This window comes from Nisaea nitritireducens, from assembly GCF_014904795.1.
Classification (GTDB): domain Bacteria; phylum Pseudomonadota; class Alphaproteobacteria; order Thalassobaculales; family Thalassobaculaceae; genus Nisaea; species Nisaea nitritireducens.
This window is the reverse complement of record NZ_JACZFS010000064.1, coordinates 56,434-78,987: the sequence shown is the minus strand read 5'-3', so window position 1 is coordinate 78,987 and position 22,554 is coordinate 56,434. Positions and strand designations below refer to the sequence as shown.

Here is a 22,554-nt window from a genome sequence, read left to right as displayed (position 1 = left end):
TCCGCTTTTCTTTACGTTATGCTCCCAGAAACGAAAGCATCTCCTTGGTAAAGGCATCCGGCTGCTCGAAGTTCGAGAAATGTGCCGCCTCCGGGATCTCGGCATAGAGGGAGCCCTTGATCAGACCGTGGATCTCGCGAGCATGCTCCGGCGTGGTTGCCGGATCGTCCGCGCCGACGATCACCAGCGTCGGCGTGTCGATGCCGCCAATCGTCTCGCGCTGATCCATCGCCTGGATCGCCCGGCAGCAACCGATGAAGCCCTGCGGCGGAGTGCCGAGGATCATCTCCCGGACGATGTCGATATCCTGCTTCAGACGCTGCTGGCTTGCCGGGGTGAACCAGCGCTCGATGGTGGCGTCGACAACGGCCGCCATCCCGCCTTTCTCCACCGTTCGCACCCGGCCATCCCACATTTCCTGCGTCGGCATATGCGCGCTGGTGTCGGCCAGGATCAGTGTCTTCACCCGGTCCCGGTGCCTGACCCCGAGCATCTGACCGACCATGCCGCCCTTGGAGAGCCCGCAATAATCCGCCCTGTCGACACCGAGCCCGTCGAGCAGCGCCACCGCATCCTCGGCCAGCGTCTCAATGGAATAAGCACCTTCCGGCGCACCGGACCCGCCATGGCCTCGGCTGTCATAGCGGATCACCTTGAAACCGGCAGACGCCAGGTCCGCAATCTGCGGGTCCCACATATGCAGGTTCGAGGCAAGCGAGTTGGAAAGCAGCAGCGGCCTGCCATCCTCCGGCCCGTCGATCCGGTAATGCAGCGTGATTCCGTTGGCGTCGATATGCGGCATAGCTTCCTCCCCCTTATTGCTCTTCGACTGGCTCTTCGACCGGCGCACCGTAGGTTAGACCGGCAGATTTGAACGTCGGATTATCACCGTAGCAGCCGTCACCTCATGACGGCCCTGACCATTTCGCAAGACATCGTTGCATTTCCGGAGAAACGGAAAATGATTGATTTATTTGAAATGTGATTAAAAAGTGAATGGGACCTGAAATTTGGGAGCACGACGAGCGGCAGAGAATCTGCCGAGCGTAGAGCTTGGGTCAGATGAAATGCAGATAACGCCGGAAATCCTGCTGATTTTCTACTCAGCGACGGTCACCCTGATCGTCAGTCTGACGTTCATATTCCTCTGGCATCGGCTTGGCTGGACGCGCTTGCTGAGTTTCGGCGCTTCCTTCTTCTGCCTCGCCCTGCTTTTGATCCATAACGCGGTCGGCATGTCGATTGGCTGGCACCCTTTCCGCTTTCAGGTCGGCGCGACCATGGTCGTACTGTCGCTGGTATTCATTACCGCCGGCTGCCTGGCCTATGTCGATTTCAAAGTGCCCTGGAAGCTGATCCTCGGGACTGCCGGCGCGATCCTGATCGGAAGCGAAATCGTAATGGCCACATGGGGCGTGGCCAGCATTCTCTACCTTCCGGTCCTGATCGGGGTTGTCGATCTCTTCTGCTCTTTTCTGTTCTGGACGAAGCGACGGACATTCGCCGGACGGGCCGTGGCGATATTGTTCTTCGCCAGAGGCGCGATGCACCTGCCCTGGCCATTGTTCGTCTTCACTCCGGCCGGGAATCTGATCCGTAGCGCAGATCAGGTCTTCGTTGTCGCAATCGGCCTTGCCCTGATCGTTGCCGAGCTTTTGCGCGCCCGCATGGATCTCGCCCGGGCGAACGCAACATTGCTTGAGCAGGCAACGGCATTGAAAGCCGCGAACGAAAAACTCGGTGTTGAGAGGCAGCTCGCGGTCAGCGCCAGCAATGCTAAATCGGCCTTCCTGGCCAATATGAGCCACGAGCTCAGAACACCACTGAACGCCATCATGGGTTTTTCGGAGATTATCGCCAAAAGCCCCGCGGAGCGGATGGCGGATCGCTATACGGGCTATGGCCAGGACATCCACCAGGCGGCCTGCGTACTTCTGGATTTTGTCGATCAGGTCCTTGAGCTTTCGCGTCTCGAGGCAAACAGGGTCGATTTCAATCCGGCCACACTGGATGTCGTGGCGCTGGTCGAAGTGGCGATCAAGGCCGCACGTCAGAAAGCCGGCTCCAGTCCGGCGGAAATCGTCCGCTATTTCGAAGAGGGAACAGGCTCCGTCGAGGGGGACGAGCACCTGCTGAAACAGGCACTGTCAGGCATTCTGATCCGCGCACTCCGGTTCACGGGGAATACCGGATCGGTCCATGTCAGCGCAGGGCCGGAGCCGGAGAGTTCAGTCCGGATCGAGGTGAAGGACAACGGCCCCCGGCTCTCGGACAGCGAGATCACCGAGGCCTTCAATCCGTTCAACATCACCAATGCCACGGTGACGCAAACGGGCGGCGGAATAGATCTCTCGCTGCCGCTGGCGAAACGCTTCGTCGAAGTGCATGGCGGAGAAATCTCCATCAGCAACGAGGCGGATACCGGAACCATTGTCGCCATCGACCTGCCGAGGCGGCTTTTGCTGCATTGACGTTCCGGGACGATGGCGGCAAAGGTTCCCGCAAGCCGTTTCCGCATTGCGGGCGCCCGGGCGCAGCCTTATCCTTGCCTTTGCAGCCGGCGACATGGGGCCTGGAGACAGGTGCTCCCGATCCTTGTTTCAAAAATCCGACAGACCATATCCCATTGGGAATTAAGGAAACTATGGCGCCGAGAAAATCATGAGTGTGACCCGCCTGGCGACTCTGGCCGTTGCTACAGCCACGATTGGCGCCGCTCTCGGCGGTCCTGTTCTTGCTGACACGGCCCGGGATGAACCCGACGGCAGCTTCAACGTCACCTTCGAGAACGATGTCTTCAACGGCACCGACCGGCACTACACGAACGGGGTCTCGATCCAGTACACGGACACGCTGAACCGGGTGCCCCACGGCGTCCGCTACGCTGCCGCGCCCTTCATCGATCCGGGCGCGGATATCCGCGTGACCTATCAGCTCGGGCAGAATCTCTACACGCCGCAGGATATCGAGCGGAAAATCCCGGACCCGGAAGACCGGCCCTATGCCGGCTGGCTCTACGGCTCGGTCGGCGTCGTGGCGGACACGAAAGACAGTCTGACATCCCTGCAGCTCAGCCTCGGTGTGGTTGGCCCGGCCGCCCTCGGCGAGCAGGTGCAGAGTTTCGTGCATAGCGCCATCGATACCCGCGAGCCGCGCGGCTGGGACTCTCAGCTGGAGAACGAGCCGGCCCTGCTGCTGACCTTCGAGCGGAAATGGGCGGAGCGGCTGGTCGGCGAGCCCTACGGTTTCCAGATCGATGCCTCGCCCTATGTCGGCGGCGCGCTCGGCAACGTCTTCACCCATGCGAACGGGGGCGTCACATTCCGCCTCGGCTACGATCTGCCGAAGAATGATTACGGCCCGCCGCGCATCCAGCCCGCCACGCCGGGTTCCGGCTTTTTCGAGCCCGTGGACGATTTCGGCTGGTATCTGTTCGCCGGAATCGAGGCCCGGGCCGTCGCCCGCAATATCTTCCTCGACGGCAATACGTTCAAGGACAGCCCCTCGGTCGACAAGAACTTGCTGGTCGGCGATCTGAGCTACGGTGTGGTCTTCACGGTGGGTCAGGCGCGGATCTCCATGACCCAGGTTTTGCGCAGCCCGGAAATCTCCAGTGAGAGCGTCATTTCCAGATTTACCTCTCTCGGCGTGACGTACCGCTTTTAAAGCAGATCAGCCTCCAACGTTTCCGCATTGCCACAATGCCCGGTCGGCCCTATTTTCCCGGCCAGCAACTTTGACGGTATTTGCCCTACATGACCGACCTAAGCCATATCCGTAACTTCGCGATCATCGCCCATATCGACCACGGCAAGTCCACGCTGGCCGATCGGCTCATTCAAGTCTGCGGCGGCCTTGCCGACCGGGAGATGAAGGAGCAGGTGCTCGACAGCATGGATATCGAGCGCGAGCGCGGTATCACCATCAAGGCGCAGACCGTGCGGCTGTATTACACCGCCGACAATGGCGAGACCTATCAGATCAACCTGATGGACACGCCAGGCCATGTCGACTTCGCCTACGAGGTCAGCCGCTCTCTCGCCGCTTGCGAAGGCTCGATCCTGGTGGTCGATGCCAGCCAGGGCGTCGAGGCGCAGACCCTTGCGAACGTCTATCAAGCCATTGAGCAGGACCACGAGATCATCCCTGTCCTGAACAAGGTCGACCTGCCCGCCGCCGACGTGCCGCGGGTGAAGGAGCAGATCGAGGACGTGATCGGCATCGACACCTCGGACGCGATCGAGGTGTCGGCCAAGACCGGGCTCAACATCAAGGCCGTGCTGGAAGCGCTGGTGCAGCGCCTGCCGGCCCCGAAGGGCGAGCGCGAGAAACCGCTCCAGGCCATGCTGGTCGACAGCTGGTACGATGCTTATCTCGGCGTCATGGCGCTGGTCCGGGTGCGCCAGGGCGTGCTGAAGAAGGGCCAGAAGATCAAGCTGATGCAGACCGGGGCGACGCACCTGGTCGAGAAGGTCGGCGCCTTCACACCGAAACTGACCGAGTTCAAGGAGCTTGGCCCGGGCGAGCTCGGCTTCATGAGCGCCTCGATCAAGACCGTGGCCGATTGCCAGGTCGGTGACACCATCACCGAGGAAAAGCGCCCCTGCGACTCCCCGCTTCCGGGTTTCAAACCCAGCATTCCGGTGGTGTTCTGCGGCCTGTTCCCGGTCGATGCCAACGATTATCCGGACCTGCGCGACAGCCTGGAAAAGCTCCGCCTGAACGATGCCAGCTTCAGCTTCGAGGCGGAAAGCTCCGCCGCGCTCGGCTTCGGCTTCCGCTGCGGCTTCCTCGGCCTGCTGCATCTGGAAATCATCCAGGAGCGGCTGGAACGTGAATTCAATCTCGACCTGATCACCACCGCGCCGAGCGTGGTCTATCGGATCAACCTGACCAAGGGCGAGCAGATCGAGCTGCACAACCCGGCGGACATGCCGGACGTGATGAAGATCGAAAGCATCGAGGAGCCCTGGATCAAGGCGACGATCATGGTGCCGGACGAATATCTCGGCCCCGTCCTCGCGCTCTGCACCGAAAGGCGCGGCGAGCAGATCGAGCTGACCTATGTCGGCAGCCGGGCCATGGCGGTCTACAAGCTGCCGCTGAACGAAGTGGTGTTCGATTTCTACGACCGCCTGAAAAGCATCTCGCGCGGCTATGCCAGCTTCGACTATGCGCTGGAAAGCTATGAAGAAGGCGATCTGGTGAAGCTCAGCGTGCTGGTCAATGCCGAGCCGATGGACGCGCTCTCCATGATCGTCCACCGCAGCCAGGCCGACTTCCGCGGCCGCGCCATGTGCGCCCGCCTGAAGGACCTCATCCCGCGTCAGCTCTTCAAGATCGCCATCCAGGCGGCGATCGGCGGCAAGGTCATCGCCCGCGAGACCGTCAGCGCCATGCGCAAGGACGTGACCGCGAAATGCTACGGCGGCGACATCAGCCGGAAGAAAAAGCTGCTGGAGAAGCAGAAGGAAGGCAAAAAGAAGATGCGGCAGTTCGGCAATGTCGACATCCCGCAGACCGCCTTCATCGAAGCTCTCAAGATGGGCGACAATTAGGGCGCGGCCAGGCCTCTTCGCCCTTCGCTCCCCGCCCCAGAACCGTCATCCCACACCTTTAGCCGTCATCCCGACGAAGGTCGGGATCCAACTGTTCGTAGGGCAGTGACCTCGGCACCATGGATCCCGACCTTCGTCGGGATGACGACGGCGGGCGGGTGGCGCTGTCCCGTCCTGCTCACACCAGTTTCACGCCCCCCACCGCACTCTCCCCTAGCCGCGCAACCAAGCGAATGGTTAACATGGCAATCCACGATTGAGGATGCCAGCCTGTCAAATGCCCGTAGAAGCTGTAACACTCCCAGGAATGGCCAGCTTCGCGGCCAGCGCGATTGGCTCGAAGGCCATCGGCGATGGAGCTGCCGCCGTGGGGCAGAAGATCATCGCGCATTTCCGCGAGACCTTGCCCGGACAGCAAGAATTCATCCGGGAAATTCGCAAAGCGCAGCTCAACGCTCTCAAACAAGTCGCGAAACGCAATGAGCGAGCGCTGAAACAGCTGCCAAGCCATGAGTCAGCAAGCGAGGAACACGCTTTTTCTGCGGCGCTTCAAAGCTTTATCGCCGTACGTCTGAAAACACTCAGCGACAAATCGATAGATTTCGGCGTGCTCACGGGCGACCGCATTCAGGACGTGCTCGACTACATGGTCCACCCTTCCCCCGACGCGACCCTCGCCGATTTACAGGCATTGGCACGGAAACGCGCCGACGAGGCAATCATCACGGAGATCGCAGCGGACGCGGGCCGCGCCGTCCCCTCGCGGCTCCGGCATCTGATCGAAGGCACCGGCGGCAACGGCTGGTATGACTTCTTCTCCGTCGAGGTGAAAGAGCAGCTCAAGACCAATGAGCAATTCAGGATCGTGTTCCTGATCGCCGAACTGACGGACATCAAGGGGAAGGTCACCACCGGATTCGAAGGCGTTCACAAACGTTTTGACCAGATCGATGAACGCATTGACCGGTTGCGCGACGACTTGCCAGCAGGGAAGGTCGATGCCGCGCATGAAGCCGGCGTTCAGGAAGGAATGCTCCGGGCTCTTTTCCGGCGAATTTTGCGCGAGACTGACGATTTCGACGCCGCTTATGCGATCGCCGAAGATCTTGTCGATGAAGCCATCAGGATGATGCAGGAGGATGCGCGCGGAACCAACAGTGGCGATTTTGTAGACGAGGTGTTGGCCCGCGTCGCGAGGACGTCAGGAGGAGGCGATTTCGAAGGGGCCCTCGAAATCGCCGACAAGGCCTTCGCAGAGTGGGAGCGAGGCGAAGCGGAACGCCGGTCAGAGGAATCCCAAAAGGGGCTGACGCTTCTCCGCGCGGCTTTACGCCAAGCCGAATTCTCCCTCGACGCTTCCTCGGTTGCAGACCGTCTCGACCGTATCTCCGAGCTGGAACATCCCGGAGACCGGGCCGCCCAGCGTGCCGCGTTGCGGGCGCACTGGGACGCATACACAAAGGACGGCCGCATTCGCGGCAACCCGTTCGCGCTGAAAGTTGCGGTGGCGATCGCCGGACGGCTGCTGGAGACGGCGGAAACATTGGAAGAGAAATCTGATCGCTATAATCTGCTCGGGAATGCCCTCTACACCCTTGGGGAGCGCGCAGTCGGGGAGGACGGCATCGACGATCTCAAAAACGCCGCCGCCGCCTTCGAAGACGCGCTGCAAGTCCGCACCCGCGCCAAAATGCCCGCCGCTTGGGCTGATACAAAAAATAATCTCGGGTGTACCCTCAGCATCATCGGGGTGCGCGTGGGCGGGGCGGACGGTATCAACGCACTCTACCGCGCCGTCGATGCCTTCGAGGACGCCTTGCAAATCCAAACCCGCGCCAAAATGCCCGCCGACTGGGCCGCGATAAAGAACAATCTCGGGAGCACCCTAAGCATCATCGGGGAACGCACCAGCGGGGCGGACGGCATTAACAATCTCAATAATGCCGTCGCCGCCTTCGAGGACGCGCTGCAAGTCCGCACCCGCGCCAAAATGCCCGCCAACTGGGCCGCGACAAAGAACAATCTCGGAAATGCACTCAGAGCCCTTGGAGAACGCACAGGAGGGAAGGACCGCATCGACGATCTCAAAAACGCCGCCACCGCCTTCAAAGACGCGCTGCAAGTCCGCACCCGCACCAAAATGCCCGCCGACTGGGCCGTAACAAAGAACAATCTTGGGATTGCCCTCAGCATCATTGGGGAACGCACCGGCGGGGCGGACGGCATTAACAATCTCAATAATGCCGTCGCCGCCTTCGAGGACGCGCTGCAAGTCTGCACCCGCGCCAAAATGCCCGCCGACTGGGCTGCGACAAAGAACAATCTCGGGAACACGCTCAGGACCCTAGGGGAACGCGTGGGTGGCGCGGATGGCATCAACGCCCTCAAAAACGCAGTCGACGCCTGCATGGATGCGCTGCAAGTCCGCACCCGTGCCGACATGCCTGCTGACTGGGGTGTGACCAAAAATAATCTCGGGAACGTCCTTAGAACCCTTGGGGAACGTGTGGGTGGCACGGATGGCATCAACAACCTTAAAAACGCTATCGACGCCTACGAGAACGCGCTGACGGTTTTCACAATGGAGACTGCGGCGCATTATGTGAGAGGGATCGACCAGAACCTTAAAAGAGCGCGGGCTGCGCTGGCGAGGTTGCAGGGTGGGGACGGGTAAGAAGGGCGCGCAAGCCTCAGTCGTCATCCCGTTGAAAGACGGGATGACGGCTTGGGGAGGGATGACGTCCAAGGGTGATCGGGTTTACTTCAGCCCAGCCCGCACCTCGTCCGGTGTTGCCAGCGTGCCGCCTGCCGCTGCGATCAGCCGCGCCGCTTCCTCGACCAGCGCGACATTCGTCACCTCCACCCCAAACGGCTGGTCTTCCAGCCCGACGCGGACATGGCCGCCGCGTTCTACCGCTGGCGCAATCAGCGGGCGGATGTCGACGGCGAGGCCTGCCACCATCCAGGGGGTGCCGGGGGCTTCGGCCTCGCGCAGCGTGTTGTAGGCCTCCAGCGCGTAGAGTTCCGGCGGGAAGCTGAAGGTCAGGCGGTCTGAGAACATGTAGCGGTAGAGCGGGGTCGGGCAGCCGGGCGTCGCGCGGTGCAGGGCCGCGCCCTGGCGGATGAAACCGGGCTCGTAGATGGCGTAGCTCGGGTGCAAGCCCTTTTCGGCGCAAAGCTCCAGCCCATGGCGGACATGGCTTTCCGGGTTGAGATAGGTGAAGCCCTCCCGGCCCTCGGCGATCCAGTCCTCATGGGTGATGTTGGTGCTGCCGGGATCGACCACGCTCCATTCGATCAGGCCGCGCTCGGCCAGCCCTTTCACATGGGCGAAGCGTTGCTCCGGTGACATGGCGCCGGAGACGTTCGGCAGACCCGCCATCGGCAGGGTGCCGTAGATAATCACGCCCTCATCCACCTCGCGCACCCGCTCGATCACCTCGGCATAGGCCTCGGTGGTATCGACCTGCAGGCCGGTTTCGGTGTCGTAGGGATGGAAATGGACGATTGCCGCGCCCGCTTTCGCACAGGCGATGCAGTCAGCGGCGATCTCTTCCGGCGAGACTGGAATGGCTGGCTGATTTTTCCGGGTCCAGGGGCCATTGACGGCCGCCTCCAGCCAGATCTTGCTCATGGCATGTCCTTTCCGGCCGGGCACCGCGCTACTTTTCCCGGTTGGGCAACAGGTCCAGTGGCTGCAGCCGCGTTTTCCCGATCTTCTGGGACGTCCGGGCCAACCGGTCGATCAGGGATTGCATGAGATAGCGGATATAGGGATCCATCTCCTCGATCTTGTCCTCGATCATCTCCCGCGCGACCACGGTCACCACAGTTTCTTCAAGACACTTAACCGTGGCCGTGCGAGGCATATTCCCGATCAGCCCCATCTCCCCGAACATCTGATTGGCGGTGATGATGTCGAGCACTCTACGGTTCCTGCCTTCACCGATCGAAACCTCGACCGACCCGCTGCGCAGAATGAAGGCTTCCCGAGCCTCGTTGCCCTCAACAAAGATCTTCTGTCCTTTGCTGTAGCGTCGTGTAGGCGGTTCTTTATATTGCATCGGTAGACCTCCAGCGAACACGCAACATCTTCAAGGGCTTAACTCCATTCGCCGCTTGAGTGTAATGGTGTATCTTAAAGAGTGACAGAGAGAGCCATGATTTCAACACGTCTTTTAGGCCGGCTGCTGATCGGCATCGCTTCTGCCGGACTGATTGCCGGGCTCCTCGCCTGGCAGCTCGACCAAGACGTCGCTGCCACATGGATCTGGGGGCTCGCAACCCTGCCTGTCGTCGTCAGTCTGGCAATCACCATGGTGCGCGACCTGCTGGCCGGGCGCATGGGGGTAGATGCGGTTGCGCTGCTCTCGATGTCGGCGGCTCTCGCCCTCGGAGAGACACTGGCGGGCGTCGTCGTCGCGGTGATGTATGCCGGCGGCAATGTGCTTGAGGATTTCGCCGTCTCCCGGGCCGAGCGCAACCTGAAGAGCCTGACCGACCGAGCGCCACGTACGGCCCACCGCTATGTCGACGGCACACTTGAAGATATCGAGGTCGAGCAGGTCGCGACGCACGACCGGTTGCTGGTGCGCACCGGCGAAATCGTGCCGGTCGACGGTGTGATCCTTGAAACCGGCGCCGAAGCGAATGCCGTCATCGACGAAGCCGCACTGACCGGCGAGCCGATCCCGGTGCAGCGTCATGCCGGCGAGCCGGTGCGCAGCGGCGCCGTCAATGCGGGCGTCCCCTTCACCTTGCAGGCGACCGCCACGGCGAGCGAAAGCACCTATGCCGGGATCGTTGCCATGGTCGCCGCGGCCCAGACCGCGCGGGCGCCCTTCATCCGTCTAGCCGACCGGTTCGCCCTGCTGCTGCTGCCACTGTCCGTTATCGTTGCCGGCGCGGCCTGGATCGTCTCGGGAGATCCGGTGCGCGGCCTCGCCGTTCTGGTTGTCGCCACGCCCTGTCCGTTGATTCTGGCCGCCCCGGTCGCTTTCATCTCCGGCGTCTCCCAGGCCGCCCGGCGCGGTGTGCTGGTAAAAGGCGGTGCCGCTCTTGAAGCTCTGGCCCGGGCCCACACCATTCTGTTCGACAAGACGGGCACGCTGACCATTGGCGGCGCCCGGTTGGTTGCGGTGGAGACCGCCCCCGGCATCGATCCGGACGAAGTGCTGCGTCTGGTCGCCTGCCTGGAACAGGCCTCCCATCATGTCATTGCCCAGGCCATCGTCACCGCCGCCGAAGCAAAGGGTCTGACACTGGTGCCGCCGACCGATGTCCGGGAAGACCTTGGCGCCGGGCTGGCCGGCACGGTCGAGGGTAAGCGGATCGTCGCCGGAAGCCTGACCATGACGACAGGCGGTAATCAGCGTGCGCCCTGGGTGGACCGAGCCCGCCGCCGGGCCTCCTGGCGCTCGGCCCTCTCCGTGTTCGTGACCATCGAGGGCGAGCTGGTCGGTGCGCTGCTGCTCGGTGACAGCCTGCGCCGGGAAGCACCGCGTGCCGTCCGCTCCCTGCGCGAGGCCGGGATCGGACGCATCGTCATGGTCACCGGAGACCATGCCGATGCGGCGGAAACCATCGGCGCCGCACTCGACCTCGACGCCGTGCTCGCCAATCGGGTGCCTGCCGACAAGGTGGATGCGGTCGAATTCGAGAAAAAGCGATACCCGACCCTGATGGTCGGGGACGGTATCAACGATGCGCCAGCCCTCGCCGCCGCAGATATCGGCATCGCCATGGGCGCACGCGGCGCCACCGCCAGCTCTGAAGCCGCCGATGCCGTGGTGCTGATCGATCGGCTGGACCGTGTCGCCGATGCACTTGCCATTGCCAAGCGCTCGCGGCGCATTGCCCTAGAAAGCATCATCGCGGGCATGGCGCTATCGCTGATCGCCATGGGTTTCGCCGCCGCCGGTTATCTGACCCCGGTCGCGGGCGCTATCCTGCAGGAAGGGATCGATGTCGCCGTGATCCTGAATGCCTTGCGGGCACTGGCCCCGCCCGGTCTCGGCATGCGCCCGAGCCTGTCGGAGGAAGCGGCACGACTCTTCCGTAAGGAACATGAAGAGGTCGAAGGCTGGCTCGACCAGCTCCGCGCCCATGCCGACGCCCTGGACGATGCCCAGGGCGCAGAGGCGTTGGCCCATATCGCCGACGCCAACCGCATAATCAATGACGAGATCGTCCCGCACGAGCGCGAGGACGAGGTGACGGTCTACCCGCAGCTCGCCCCCCATCTGGGCAACGCGCACGGGTTGGCGGCAATGAGCAGGGCGCACCGCGAGATCCAGCATCTCGGCCGCCTGCTCGACCGGCTGGTGACCGGCGTCGGCGAAGAAGAAGCGGACCGGTACCTGATCCGCGATGCACAGCGGATCATCGAATCCGTCGACGCCCTGGTCCGCATCCACAATGCGCAGGAAGAGGATATTTTCGATTTCGCGGCGGGATGAACGAGTGTGCCTGAGTTCGCGGAAACTGCAAAAGCGCGCTGCCTTAATTTAAAGTTCATTAATTTCAGATAGTTCGTTACAAGCCTCCTGAGTCGCGCAAGCCACGCATGCAATGTTGCGTTGCACAATTTCGTTGAGGCACGTGTGCGATTCTGTAATAAGAGCGGCAGATGATGCTCTCTCCTGCGTGCCCGGAGCCTCCTTCCGGGGACGGAAGAATGAGCGTCGGGCTCCCCGAAACCAGATCAGACGAATGAGACGCGCTCCCATGTTGCCAGCGATGAAATCGCTTATGTCTTCCATGACAGGAAAAAACGACGGGGACAAAAAGCTGACCCCGCTCCAGATCAAGGCCGACATCCTGGCGGGCTTGACCGTCGCCCTGGCTCTCGTGCCGGAAGCCGTCGCTTTCGCCTTTGTCGCACATGTGCACCCGCTGGTCGGGCTCTATGCGGCCTTCATCGTCGGCCTCATCACCGCCCTGATCGGTGGCCGTCCCGGCATGATTTCCGGCGCCACGGGCGCGCTGGCGGTCGTCATGGTCGATCTGGTGATCCGGCACGGCGTCGAATATCTGTTCGCCACCGTCGTGCTGATGGGACTGCTGCAGATCATCGCCGGCGTTATGCGCTGGGGTAAATTCATCCGCATGGTGCCGCATCCGGTCATGCTCGGTTTCGTCAATGGCCTCGCCATCGTCATTTTCCTGGCCCAGCTTGGCCAGTTCAAAGTGAAGATGCCGGACGGTGGCATGACATGGATGACCGGCGAGCCGCTCTATCTCATGCTCGGCTTCACCGCCCTCACCATGGCGCTGATTTACGTTGTCCCGCGCATCACCAAATTCATTCCGGCGCCGCTGGCCGCCGTCGGTATCGTCTCGCTGATCGTCATCGGCTTCAATCTGGACCTGCCGCGCGTCGGCGATCTCGCCAGCATCCAGGGCGGGCTGCCGGCCTTCCACATCCCGATGGTGCCGCTGTCGCTTGAGATGCTGCAGATCATTCTGCCCTATTCCCTCATCCTGGCAGCCATCGGCCTGATCGAAAGCCTGCTGACCCTGAACGTCGTCGCCGACATGACCGAAACCAAGGGCGGCGCTTCCAAGGAGTGTCTGGCCCAGGGCATCGCCAACACCGTTACCGGCTTCTTCGGCGGCATGGGCGGTTGCGCCATGATCGGTCAGAGCGTCATCAACGTGAAATCGGGCGGCCGCACCCGACTCTCCGGTATCTCCGCCGCTCTGTTCCTGCTCAGCTTCATTCTGTTCGCCTCCGGCCTGATCGAGCAGATCCCGCTGGCGGCGCTGGTCGGCGTGATGTTCATGGTGGTGATCGGCACCTTCGCCTGGAAGAGCCTGACGATCATGCGCCGCATCCCGCGCAAGGACGCACTGCTGATCGTGCTCGTCACCGCCGTCACGGTGATGACGGACCTCGCCGTCGCGGTGATCGTCGGCGTAATCCTGTCGGCCCTGTTCTATGCCTGGAACGCGGCCACCCGGATGCATGCCGTCTCGGGCGTCGATGTATCCGGCGCCAAGATCTACAGCCTGGAAGGGCCTCTCTTCTTCGGCTCCACGGAAAGCTTCCTGTCCCAGTTCACGCCGAAGGAAGATCCTGACCGCGTGGTGATCGACTTCATGAATTCCCGCGTCGTCGACCATTCCGGCCTGCAGGCTATCGAGAGCCTCGCAAAGCGCTATGACGAGCTCGGCAAGAGGCTGCAATTGCGGCACCTGAGCCGCGACTGCAAGGCACTCCTCGGCAAGGCCGGCCAGCTTGTGGAAGAGCGCGACGACGAAGATCCGACATACGGCGTCGCGACTGACTATGACCTCAAGACCGGACAGGTCGGCACCGGGCACTAGGCCCGGTCAGCCCACCTTCTGTCAGGAGACCGGCGCCCCCGGTCGGCCAACGATAGCTTCGATGGCGAGACCGACCGAGAGGGCGTGTGCGTCCATGCCGTGAGGGCAAAGGATCTGCAGCCCCACCGGCAAGGCCGAGCCATACTGGTGCACCGACAGGGAAATCCCGCAAAGGCTCCAGAGATTACCCGGCTGCGTGTTCCGGGACGCCGCCATCGAGCGCGCGGCACCTTCCGGCGCCTCCAGATCGGCAAGCGGCATTGCGACCATCGGCGTGGACGGCATGACAATCCCGTCGAGATTGCGCAAAGCCTTCTCGGCGAGCGGTTTCAACGCCGCGTGTCGGCGACAGGCCAGGGCATAATCGACCGCCGAAACATCAAGCCCGATAGCGGCTCGCATTGCAGTCACGCTGTCCATATCGTCACGTCCGGCGGTGAACCGGTCAATGCCGAGGCTGGCCAGTACTTCCGGGCCGACAATGGTCGGGAACACCGTCTCCCGCTCACGCGGGTCCGGCAGATCTTCCGCTGTCAGTTCGACCAGCTCCACACCTGCCTCGCGGAGCGCCGCAAGGGCCTTCTCCACGCAATCGGCGACCGCGTCGTCGAGATCTTCAAAGAAGAAATCCCGCGGCACACCGAGGCGCAGCGCACTTGCCGCCGCCGGTTGCGGCATCGGTATGGCGGAAGTCGCCCCATGCACCAGCGCTGCATCCGCCGCAGTTCGGCAGAGCGGCCCTAGACTGTCGAGCGTAGGCGATAGCGGAAATACCCCGTCGGTCGGGATCAGGCCGACACTGGTCTTCAGGCCGAACAGACCGCAGAGCGCCGCCGGAATGCGGATCGAGCCGCCGGTGTCCGAGCCCAGCGCAAAAGCGCACATGCCAGCCGCCGTCGCTGCCGCGGACCCGCTGGAGGAGCCGCCGGGAAAACGGTGCGTATCGAGATCCCGCGGGTTCCAGGGTGTGCCGCGCGCTTCGTTGATACCGGTCGCGCCAAGCGCGAACTCCACGGTCTTGGTCTTGCCGAGGACCACGGCACCGCCGCGCTTCAGGGACTTCACGTAGCTGCCCTCGGGGCCGGTGATGTCGGCGGACTCAATCAGGGAGCCGTTCGTGGTCGGCATGCCCTCGACTGCATAGATATCCTTCACCGCCATCGGCACACCCATCAGCGGGCCCAGATCGGTACCGGCACGCAGCAAGGCATCCATCGCCTGCGCGGTGCGCAGGGCGCTTTCGGCGGCCACATGCTGGAAGGCGCCGATCTTGCCGTCGAGCGCATCGATCCGCTCAAGACAGGCCAGCGTTGCGGCCTCGCTGCTGGTCCGGCCGGCACGGAGATCCTTTGCAAACCCAACTATGCCGCCCTTTTCGAACGGATCTTCCGGTATTCCCGCCATCACTTCAGCCCCCATCTGCCTCGTTTGTGCCTTGTTCAAAAGCCAGACTAGCGCCGTCAACCAAGCACGAGGAAGATGCGTTGTGCCACGACACTGATCCGGAGCCGTGCGGAATTGCACAGCCCGCACCACTCCGGGGTATCGCTAATGGCCGTGAGCCGCTATATCCTTGGGCGTACACGTAATTTAGAGAGCCAGGCGAGCGATGATCACAACCCACTCCGCCCTGATTTATGCCATGGTCCTGAGTGCGGCCGCAGACGGCAATGTCGATGACGAAGAGCTGAACACGATCAGCGAGATCATCAACGTGCTGCCGATCTTCCAGGATTTCGAGACCGGCAATTTCGGTCAGATCGCCAGCTCGGCGATCGATCTGCTGAGCGAAGCCGACGGCCTCGATGCCGCAGTCGACCAGATCAAGCGTACCTTGCCGGAGAAACTCCGCGCGACCGCATACGCTCTGGCCTGCGATGTCGTCGCTGCCGATGGCACGGCGACCCAGGAAGAACTGCGGTTCCTCGAAATGCTCCGCCATGAACTCAATGTCGATCGGCTGACGGCCGCAGCGATCGAGCGCGGATCTGCAGCGCGCTACGCCCGGCCCTGAGGGAGACGGGCGGCATCATGCCAGCCCCGAAGTCACTTGATGGACGCAGAATAGGTCTCGTCGGTCTCGGCCGGCGCGGCCTCGCAGTTGCCCGTAAACTTACGGACGAAGGCGCGCGACTGCATGTCTGGACGCAGAACACCGAAAAAGCCGCCGCACTCGGGGAAGCCCATCCCCTGATCGAGGTCGAGCCCTGCCCCCGGGATGTCGCCCGCTACACGGAAGCGACCCTGATCGCCGTCAACAGCGACGAGGCGCTCGAACGGGTCGTTTTCGATCCGGAGGAAGACCGCTATGGCGTGCTGCACGGCACGCCGCCCGATGGCCTGATCGTCGATATCGGAGAAACCGCACCGGCAACGACCCGGAGTTTCGCGGACCGGGTGCGGCAGAGTGGTCGAATCTGGCTTGACGCACCGGTGACCGAAACAGCCTTGGGCGGCACCATCTCCATCGGCGGCACCGACATGGCGCTCGCCCGGATCTGGCCCTTCCTCAACGCTCTCGGCACCAAGGTCCTGCATGCCGGACCGGTGGGCTCAGGCCAGGCAATCCGAACCTGCGGAGCCGCAATCCACGGCCAGATGGTCCAGGCCCTTGCGGAGGGGCTGGCACTGGCCGCCGCCTCCGGGGTCGAAGCCGATGCCCTGCTTGCGGCCCTTGCCGACAGTGCTGTCGGGGGCGCCGTGCTGTCGGAAAGCGGACGCCGCATGGCCGACCGCGAATTCCGGGCCGGCCGTACCGTTCGTGAGCAGGCAGAGCTGGCGAACCAGGCACTGGAACTGGCCCGTTCGGCCGGTATCGAGCTGACGGGCCTCGCCAATAATGCCGACCATTGGCAGACCCTGCTTGATGGGTCCCAGGGCGACCTGAACATTTCCTCTCTCATTATCGAGATCGCCGAAAGCCGGAAAGGCTCGCAATGACGACCATCGACGCCGTTCTGTTCGATGTCGGGAATGTCCTGATCGAATGGGATCCCCGTCATCTTTATCGCAGCATCTTCCTGACGAAAGACGGCAGCGCAGACGAAGAGCGTGTGAACTGGTTCCTGACGGAAGTCTGTACGATGGACTGGCACGTCCAGCACGATCTCGGCCGCAGCCCGGAAGAGCAGGTCGCGGTGCTGATCCCGCAGCATCCGGAGCATGCCGCTCTGATCCAGGCCTTTTACGAGCGCTTCCAGGAGATGATCCCCGGCGCCATCGCCCCGATGGTCGCCGCCAAACGCCAGATGAAAGAAGCAGGCACCAGGATCTACGGGCTGACCAATTTCGGCGTGGAGACCTTTGACGACACCCGGCGCCGGTTCGATTTCCTGAACGACTTCGAAGACGTCGTGGTATCCGGCGCAGAACGCATGAAGAAGCCGGACCCGGCGATCTTCCAACTCTGTATCAACCGGTTCGGCATTACCCCGGAACGCACACTCTTCATCGACGACAGCGCCGCGAATATTGCTTCCGCCAAGGCTCTCGGTTTCGAGACACATCTCTTCGATGGGCCAGACGCCTGCCTGCAAAAATGCCGGGCGCTTGCTCTGATCTGAGACTTGATCTGCGACATCTCAAGATCACAAGACTGATTTACCAAATGCCCCCACATGTACTCGGCGACCTAAAAGACACTAAACCAGCCCGGCATTTCACTTCATTGCACTGACAATTACATTCAAAAGCTTTCCTTAGAGCCACAACACCCTTGAAAGTTGCAAATTTATGGTTAATTATATTAACCATAACAAATAAGAGGGCTGTCATGGGTCTGGATTATTATTCCGCGACATCAAGTCAAAATAGAATTAACTCAGAAGAAACCAGATCTATTATAGAAGCTGTGCTCAACGAATCAATCAAGCCTGATATAAAATACCTTAAAAATCTTGCTTTTATAGCTTACGGGCAGAAAAACTTTGATCAATCTGCAATTTTATTTTCGATAGTACTAGCGTCTGGTTCAAATAAATTACAAGAACAAGAATATGCGATTTGGCACAGACTTATCCAAAGCTTAGGAACTATAGGTTTAGCTGTAAGAATTCTTGACCACTGGCATGAACGCGATCCGGATTTTCACTGGAATATATGGATGCGCCACCCCAGCACACCGCGCGACAGCTCCAGACGGCAATGGTTCAATACATATCAGAAAGAACGAATACGAGAAGAAATGCCGAGCGTGTTTCTTAACACCATGCATAAATCTGGTAGCATGACACTCCTTTCAGCATTTATAGATTTACTCGATTTACCAACTTGCCGAATTTCATTAGACACTCAATTTTTTGATAAAGTGATCCCCTCTTGGGCGAGACAATTTGCCAAGGGAGGCGCCCTTACCCAAGAACATCTGCCCGGAACTGATGAAAATATTGATGCACTTGTTAAGGCAGGCGTACGAAAAATAGTTGTCCATCTAAGACGCCCGGAACAAGCAATTATATCCGCCGAATTCCATAATGAAAAAGTCGCAGCAACGAGTCCGATACTTGATCCAACAATTAGACAGCCTAATCCGGAGAACCGGAAGGAACGACTTGAAGAAAGTCTCCATCGTGACCTGCCAGTCAGGGCAAAATGGGTAGCCGATTGGATGCATGCTCGCTCAAGTCGAGACGATATCGATATTCACTTATCAACTTTCGAACAGCTGGTCACCGACCCGTCCCTCTCAATATCCGAAATCTGCCACTTCTACGAAGTACCGATGCAGAAGAACCGCATTGAACTGGAAAATTACCGGTCAGAGCGGAATCATTTTCGAAGCGGCCGATTAGATGAGTGGAAAGAAGAATTCACCGAACCTCAACGTGCCCTAGCCCAAAACGTACTTTGCGAACATATACCGCGCGACTTTCTCGAAGAACTCAGATGGACCGAATAAACTGAACCCACCCCTCCAACCCAACAGTCACATTCGTAGGATTGCCGATTAACGGTCATCATTTAGAGTGACGTGATGGAATCAGAACTGCTTCTCGCCGCGGCCGCCGCGACCTTCTTTCTCGCCGGCACGGTCAAGGGCGTCATCGGGCTCGGGCTTCCGACGATCACGCTTGGGCTGATGACATTGCTGCTGGATCTTCCCAGCGCCATGGCCCTGCTCATCGTACCGTCGCTCGCGACCAATCTCTGGCAAGCCGCAATCGGCGGACACATCCGGGAAATCCTGCGAAAAACCTGGCCGTTCCTGCTGACGGCCACGGTAACGATCTGGATCGGCGCCCAGGCTCTCAGCCATGTCGACCTGGCCTATCTCTCCGCACTGCTTGGCCTGCTGCTCATTGCCTATGCCACCACCGGACTTGCTGGTTTCCGGTTTTCGATGTCAGCGCAAACCGCCTTCAGGAGCGGGTCGCTTTTTGGAATAACCAACGGCATCCTGACCGGCATGACAGGCTCTTTCATGGTGCCGGGCGTGCTCTATTTGCAGGCGACAGGAATGCCCCGGGACATGCTGATTCAGGCCATGGGCATGCTGTTCCTGCTGTCGACGGCGGCTCTGGCCCTCGCGCTCGGACATGGCGCCCATGTCGATCCGGATCTCGGCCTCGCCTCGGCACTCGGCCTGATCCCCGCTATTCTCGGCATGGTGCTCGGACGCAAAATCCGCGGATATCTGTCCGAGGCACGCTTCCGGCAGGTCTTCTTCGCAGGCGTACTGTTGCTCGGCCTGGCTATAGCAGCCAAAGCCGTCATGAGCTGAATAAACCATCCCTTGCTTACAGGGGGCGACGCGACAGTTCGGTGCTTGCGCTCAATTGATACTGGTCGAAGAGCGCATCCATGCCACGCCTGTATCGGGCGGCGATGACCTCTGAATCGTTTCGTGTCCTGAAGATATTCATGAATAAAATCATGTCGACCTCTTTGCCGTCACGCGCAAGCGGCAGCAAAATGCGCCGGATCTTCAGGTGATTTTTTTCCCTGAACTCGAAGATGCTGTCGCTGACGATCGGTCCGTTCGCCGACAAGACCGATCGATAAAGGTCGGTGAGGAAGTCGCCATACGCCCCGATCTTTGTCTCGGAGACATTCGTGCCGGTAAAATCTTCACCGAAAACCTGGTTCAGATGGGTGCCGACCAGCCGGTACCGAAAATCCGAACCACTGCCAATGACGTCAATCAGGCCGATATGGGGAAGCAGGTCGGGGATCTCTGTTGGATCGATATGGCCGCGTCCCGGAAGCTTCCCTCCCGGCTTCTTCCCGCGCCAGTAATCAATCAGTTTCTCGGCCCGTTCTTCTAGCGGGATCGTATTGTTATCCGACATGCCGCCGGTTCCCTTACCTGCATGCATATACTTTCGAGAAAAATACTTCAGACAAACAAAAACAAATAGTTGTGCGCCCACCGTACACCTGAAACGCACCCATTCAAAGAAACCGGTTTCAAAAAAGAAAAACCCTCCAGGGCAAGCCCTGGAGGGTTTCTCGATAAGGTATCTGGAGGCTTGGCTTAGAAGCCCATGCCACCCATGCCGCCCATGTCCGGCATACCGCCGCCAGGCATGCCACCACCGGCACCCTTCGGCTCCGGCTTTTCGGCAACCATGGCTTCGGTCGTGATCAGCAGACCGGCAACGGAGCCGGCATTCTGCAGAGCGGAACGAACAACCTTGGCCGGATCGATGATGCCGGCTTTGACGAGGTTCGTGAACTCGCCCTTCTGAGCGTCGAAGCCCCAGTCGGTGTCTTTCGACTCCATCATCTTGCCGACGATGACCGCGCCGTCTTCACCGGCGTTGTTGGCGATCTGACGTGCCGGGACCTGGATGGCCTTGCGCACGATGTTCACACCAATTTTCTGGTCTTCGTTTTCCGGCTTGATGGCGTCGAGCGCCTTCACGGCATAGAGCAGAGCGGTACCGCCGCCCGGGACAATGCCTTCTTCAACCGCGGCGCGGGTTGCATGCATCGCGTCATCGACACGATCCTTGCGCTCCTTCACCTCGATTTCGGTAGCACCACCGACGCGGATAACGGCAACGCCGCCGGCCAGCTTCGCGAGACGCTCCTGCAGCTTTTCACGGTCATAGTCGGAGGCAGTTTCCTCGACCTGGGCCCGGATCTGGCTGCAGCGTGCTTCGATGTCGGTCTTCTCGCCGGCACCGTCGACAACGGTGGTCTCGTCCTTCGTGATCTGGACGCGCTTGGCGGTGCCGAGCATTTCCAGGGACACGTTCTCGAGCTGAATGCCGAGGTCTTCGCTGACCACGGTACCACCGGTGAGGATGGCGATATCTTCCAGCATCGCTTTACGGCGATCGCCGAAGCCCGGAGCCTTGACGGCAGCGACCTTCAGGCCACCACGCAGCTTGTTCACAACCAGCGTCGCCAGGGCTTCGCCCTCGACGTCCTCAGCGATGATCAGCAGCGGACGGCTGGACTGCACGACCTGCTCGAGAACCGGCAGCATAGCCTGCAGGTTGGAGAGCTTCTTTTCGTGCAGCAGGATGTACGGGCTTTCCAGCTCGCAGGTCATCTTGTCAGCGTTGGTGACGAAGTACGGGGAGAGGTAGCCGCGGTCGAACTGCATGCCCTCGACAACGTCGAGTTCGGTGTGCAGGGACTTGGCTTCTTCAACCGTGATAACGCCCTCGTTGCCAACCTTCTCCATCGCCTTGGCGATCATTTCGCCAATTTCGATTTCGCCGTTGGCGGAGATGGTGCCGACCTGCGCGACTTCGTCAGTCGTGGAGATCTTCTTGGCGCGCTTCTCGATGTCGGCGACAACAGCGGCGATTGCCGTGTCGATGCCGCGCTTCAGGTCCATCGGGTTCATGCCGGCGGCGACGGCCTTGGAGCCTTCGCGCACGATGGCCTGAGCCAGAACCGTAGCAGTGGTGGTGCCATCGCCGGCGATATCGTTCGCCTTGGAAGCAACTTCACGCACCATCTGTGCGCCCATGTTTTCGAACTTGTCAGAAAGTTCGATCTCTTTCGCAACGGTCACGCCGTCCTTGGAGATGCGCGGGGCACCGAAGGACTTGTCGAGAACAACGTTGCGGCCTTTCGGGCCGAGAGTAACCTTGACGGCATCCGCAAGAATGTCGACGCCAGCCAGCAGGCGGGCTCGAGCATCGGAGCCGAATTTAACTTCTTTAGCAGCCATGATGGATCAGTCCTTTCTTAGGATTCCAGAACGCCCATGATGTCGGACTCTTTCATGATCAGCAGCTCTTCGCCGTCGATCTTGACTTCCGTACCCGACCATTTACCGAACAGCACGGCATCGCCGGCTTTCACGTCCAGCGGCTGAACCTTACCGTTTTCATCGCGTGCGCCCGTACCGGCAGCGACGACTTCGCCCTGCATCGGCTTTTCCTTGGCGGAATCGGGAATAATGATGCCCCCGGCCGTCTTTTCCTCGCCTTCAAGGCGACGGATCACGACCCGGTCATGCAATGGCCTGAACTTCATGCCATAACCTCCGAATTAATCGTCTTAGTGACGTTTCCAATGAGTGCTCGCCGGAGCGAACCTAATGTATTAGCACTCACCACCGGCGAGTGCTGACGATGTAAGGAATGGCACTTCAGCTGTCAAGGAAATGGCGCGGAGCGTGAGGAAAAAAGCTGAGTCCGGCGCCCTTGGGCGGGGGCATATTGAGTCCCGACGGAACACATGGTGACCACGCGCTGCATTGCCAAGA

18 protein-coding genes are annotated in these 22,554 nt (G+C 60.7%); 11 read left to right on the top strand and 7 right to left on the bottom strand.

The annotated features are described in order from the left end of the window. Positions 1 to 16: 16 nt before the first annotated feature. Entirely contained in the window at positions 17 to 802 is a 786-nt protein-coding gene (gene pcaD / locus IG629_RS20135; RefSeq protein ID WP_193173702.1) for a 3-oxoadipate enol-lactonase, read from the bottom strand. 265 nt (positions 803 to 1,067) lie between these two features. Here pcaD and IG629_RS20130 point away from each other — a divergent pair, with 265 nt between their 5' ends. The 4 genes from IG629_RS20130 to IG629_RS20115 all read left to right on the top strand — a co-directional run bounded on the left by IG629_RS20130 (position 1,068) and on the right by IG629_RS20115 (position 8,232). Then, the gene (locus IG629_RS20130; protein WP_193173701.1) at positions 1,068 to 2,471 is read left to right on the top strand and encodes a sensor histidine kinase; all 1,404 of its coding nucleotides are present in this window, start codon (positions 1,068 to 1,070) and stop codon (positions 2,469 to 2,471) included. Positions 2,472 to 2,661: 190 nt separating this feature from the next. Continuing rightward, a complete protein-coding gene (locus tag IG629_RS20125; RefSeq protein WP_193173700.1) occupies positions 2,662 to 3,666 on the top strand; it encodes a lipid A deacylase LpxR family protein in 1,005 nt (334 codons plus the stop codon). Positions 3,667 to 3,755: 89 nt separating this feature from the next. Continuing rightward, the gene (gene lepA / locus IG629_RS20120; RefSeq protein WP_193173699.1) at positions 3,756 to 5,558 is read left to right on the top strand and encodes a translation elongation factor 4; all 1,803 of its coding nucleotides are present in this window, start codon (positions 3,756 to 3,758) and stop codon (positions 5,556 to 5,558) included. 277 nt (positions 5,559 to 5,835) lie between these two features. Continuing rightward, positions 5,836 to 8,232 carry a tetratricopeptide repeat protein gene (locus IG629_RS20115; RefSeq protein WP_193173698.1) on the top strand — a complete coding sequence of 799 codons (2,397 nt, stop codon included), beginning with the start codon at positions 5,836 to 5,838 and terminating at the stop codon, positions 8,230 to 8,232. 84 nt (positions 8,233 to 8,316) lie between these two features. Here IG629_RS20115 and IG629_RS20110 read toward each other — a convergent pair whose 3' ends face one another. Both IG629_RS20110 and IG629_RS20105 read right to left on the bottom strand, forming a co-directional pair. Then, complete coding sequence (locus tag IG629_RS20110; RefSeq protein ID WP_193173697.1) at positions 8,317 to 9,192, bottom strand: BKACE family enzyme; 876 nt, start codon at positions 9,190 to 9,192, stop codon at positions 8,317 to 8,319. A gap of 28 nt (positions 9,193 to 9,220) precedes the next feature. Beyond that, positions 9,221 to 9,622 carry a Crp/Fnr family transcriptional regulator gene (locus tag IG629_RS20105; RefSeq protein ID WP_193173696.1) on the bottom strand — a complete coding sequence of 134 codons (402 nt, stop codon included), beginning with the start codon at positions 9,620 to 9,622 and terminating at the stop codon, positions 9,221 to 9,223. Positions 9,623 to 9,718: 96 nt separating this feature from the next. Here IG629_RS20105 and IG629_RS20100 point away from each other — a divergent pair, with 96 nt between their 5' ends. Both IG629_RS20100 and IG629_RS20095 read left to right on the top strand, forming a co-directional pair. Then, positions 9,719 to 12,016, top strand: a complete 2,298-nt coding sequence (locus tag IG629_RS20100) for a heavy metal translocating P-type ATPase (protein ID WP_193173695.1) — start codon at positions 9,719 to 9,721, stop codon at positions 12,014 to 12,016. A gap of 292 nt (positions 12,017 to 12,308) precedes the next feature. Further along, positions 12,309 to 13,886 carry a SulP family inorganic anion transporter gene (locus tag IG629_RS20095; protein WP_226886964.1) on the top strand — a complete coding sequence of 526 codons (1,578 nt, stop codon included), beginning with the start codon at positions 12,309 to 12,311 and terminating at the stop codon, positions 13,884 to 13,886. A gap of 21 nt (positions 13,887 to 13,907) precedes the next feature. Here IG629_RS20095 and IG629_RS20090 read toward each other — a convergent pair whose 3' ends face one another. Then, complete coding sequence (locus tag IG629_RS20090; protein WP_193173693.1) at positions 13,908 to 15,290, bottom strand: amidase; 1,383 nt, start codon at positions 15,288 to 15,290, stop codon at positions 13,908 to 13,910. Positions 15,291 to 15,495: 205 nt separating this feature from the next. Between IG629_RS20090 and IG629_RS20085 the strand changes: the two genes are divergently transcribed. The 5 genes from IG629_RS20085 (at position 15,496) to IG629_RS20065 (ending at position 19,605) form a co-directional block, all read left to right on the top strand. Beyond that, the gene (locus IG629_RS20085; protein WP_193173692.1) at positions 15,496 to 15,900 is read left to right on the top strand and encodes a tellurite resistance TerB family protein; all 405 of its coding nucleotides are present in this window, start codon (positions 15,496 to 15,498) and stop codon (positions 15,898 to 15,900) included. 17 nt (positions 15,901 to 15,917) lie between these two features. Continuing rightward, positions 15,918 to 16,826 carry an NAD(P)-dependent oxidoreductase gene (locus IG629_RS20080; RefSeq protein ID WP_193173691.1) on the top strand — a complete coding sequence of 303 codons (909 nt, stop codon included), beginning with the start codon at positions 15,918 to 15,920 and terminating at the stop codon, positions 16,824 to 16,826. Next, entirely contained in the window at positions 16,823 to 17,449 is a 627-nt protein-coding gene (locus IG629_RS20075; RefSeq protein WP_193173690.1) for an HAD family hydrolase, read from the top strand. Before IG629_RS20080 ends, IG629_RS20075 begins: the two co-directional genes overlap by 4 nt. Positions 17,450 to 17,658: 209 nt before the next feature. Then, positions 17,659 to 18,783, top strand: a complete 1,125-nt coding sequence (locus IG629_RS20070; RefSeq protein ID WP_193173689.1) for a sulfotransferase domain-containing protein — start codon at positions 17,659 to 17,661, stop codon at positions 18,781 to 18,783. Between the two features lie 75 nt (positions 18,784 to 18,858). Further along, the gene (locus IG629_RS20065) at positions 18,859 to 19,605 is read left to right on the top strand and encodes a sulfite exporter TauE/SafE family protein (RefSeq protein ID WP_193173688.1); all 747 of its coding nucleotides are present in this window, start codon (positions 18,859 to 18,861) and stop codon (positions 19,603 to 19,605) included. Between the two features lie 16 nt (positions 19,606 to 19,621). Here the strand turns inward: IG629_RS20065 and IG629_RS20060 are convergent, their stop codons facing one another. The 3 genes from IG629_RS20060 to groES all read right to left on the bottom strand — a co-directional run bounded on the left by IG629_RS20060 (position 19,622) and on the right by groES (position 22,322). Next, on the bottom strand, positions 19,622 to 20,173 hold the full coding sequence (locus IG629_RS20060) for a PAS domain-containing protein (protein WP_193173687.1): 552 nt from the start codon (positions 20,171 to 20,173) through the stop codon (positions 19,622 to 19,624). Between the two features lie 185 nt (positions 20,174 to 20,358). Then, on the bottom strand, positions 20,359 to 22,014 hold the full coding sequence (groL, locus tag IG629_RS20055) for a chaperonin GroEL (protein WP_193173686.1): 1,656 nt from the start codon (positions 22,012 to 22,014) through the stop codon (positions 20,359 to 20,361). A gap of 17 nt (positions 22,015 to 22,031) precedes the next feature. Next, a complete protein-coding gene (groES, locus tag IG629_RS20050) occupies positions 22,032 to 22,322 on the bottom strand; it encodes a co-chaperone GroES (protein ID WP_193173685.1) in 291 nt (96 codons plus the stop codon). Positions 22,323 to 22,554: the final 232 nt, after the last annotated feature.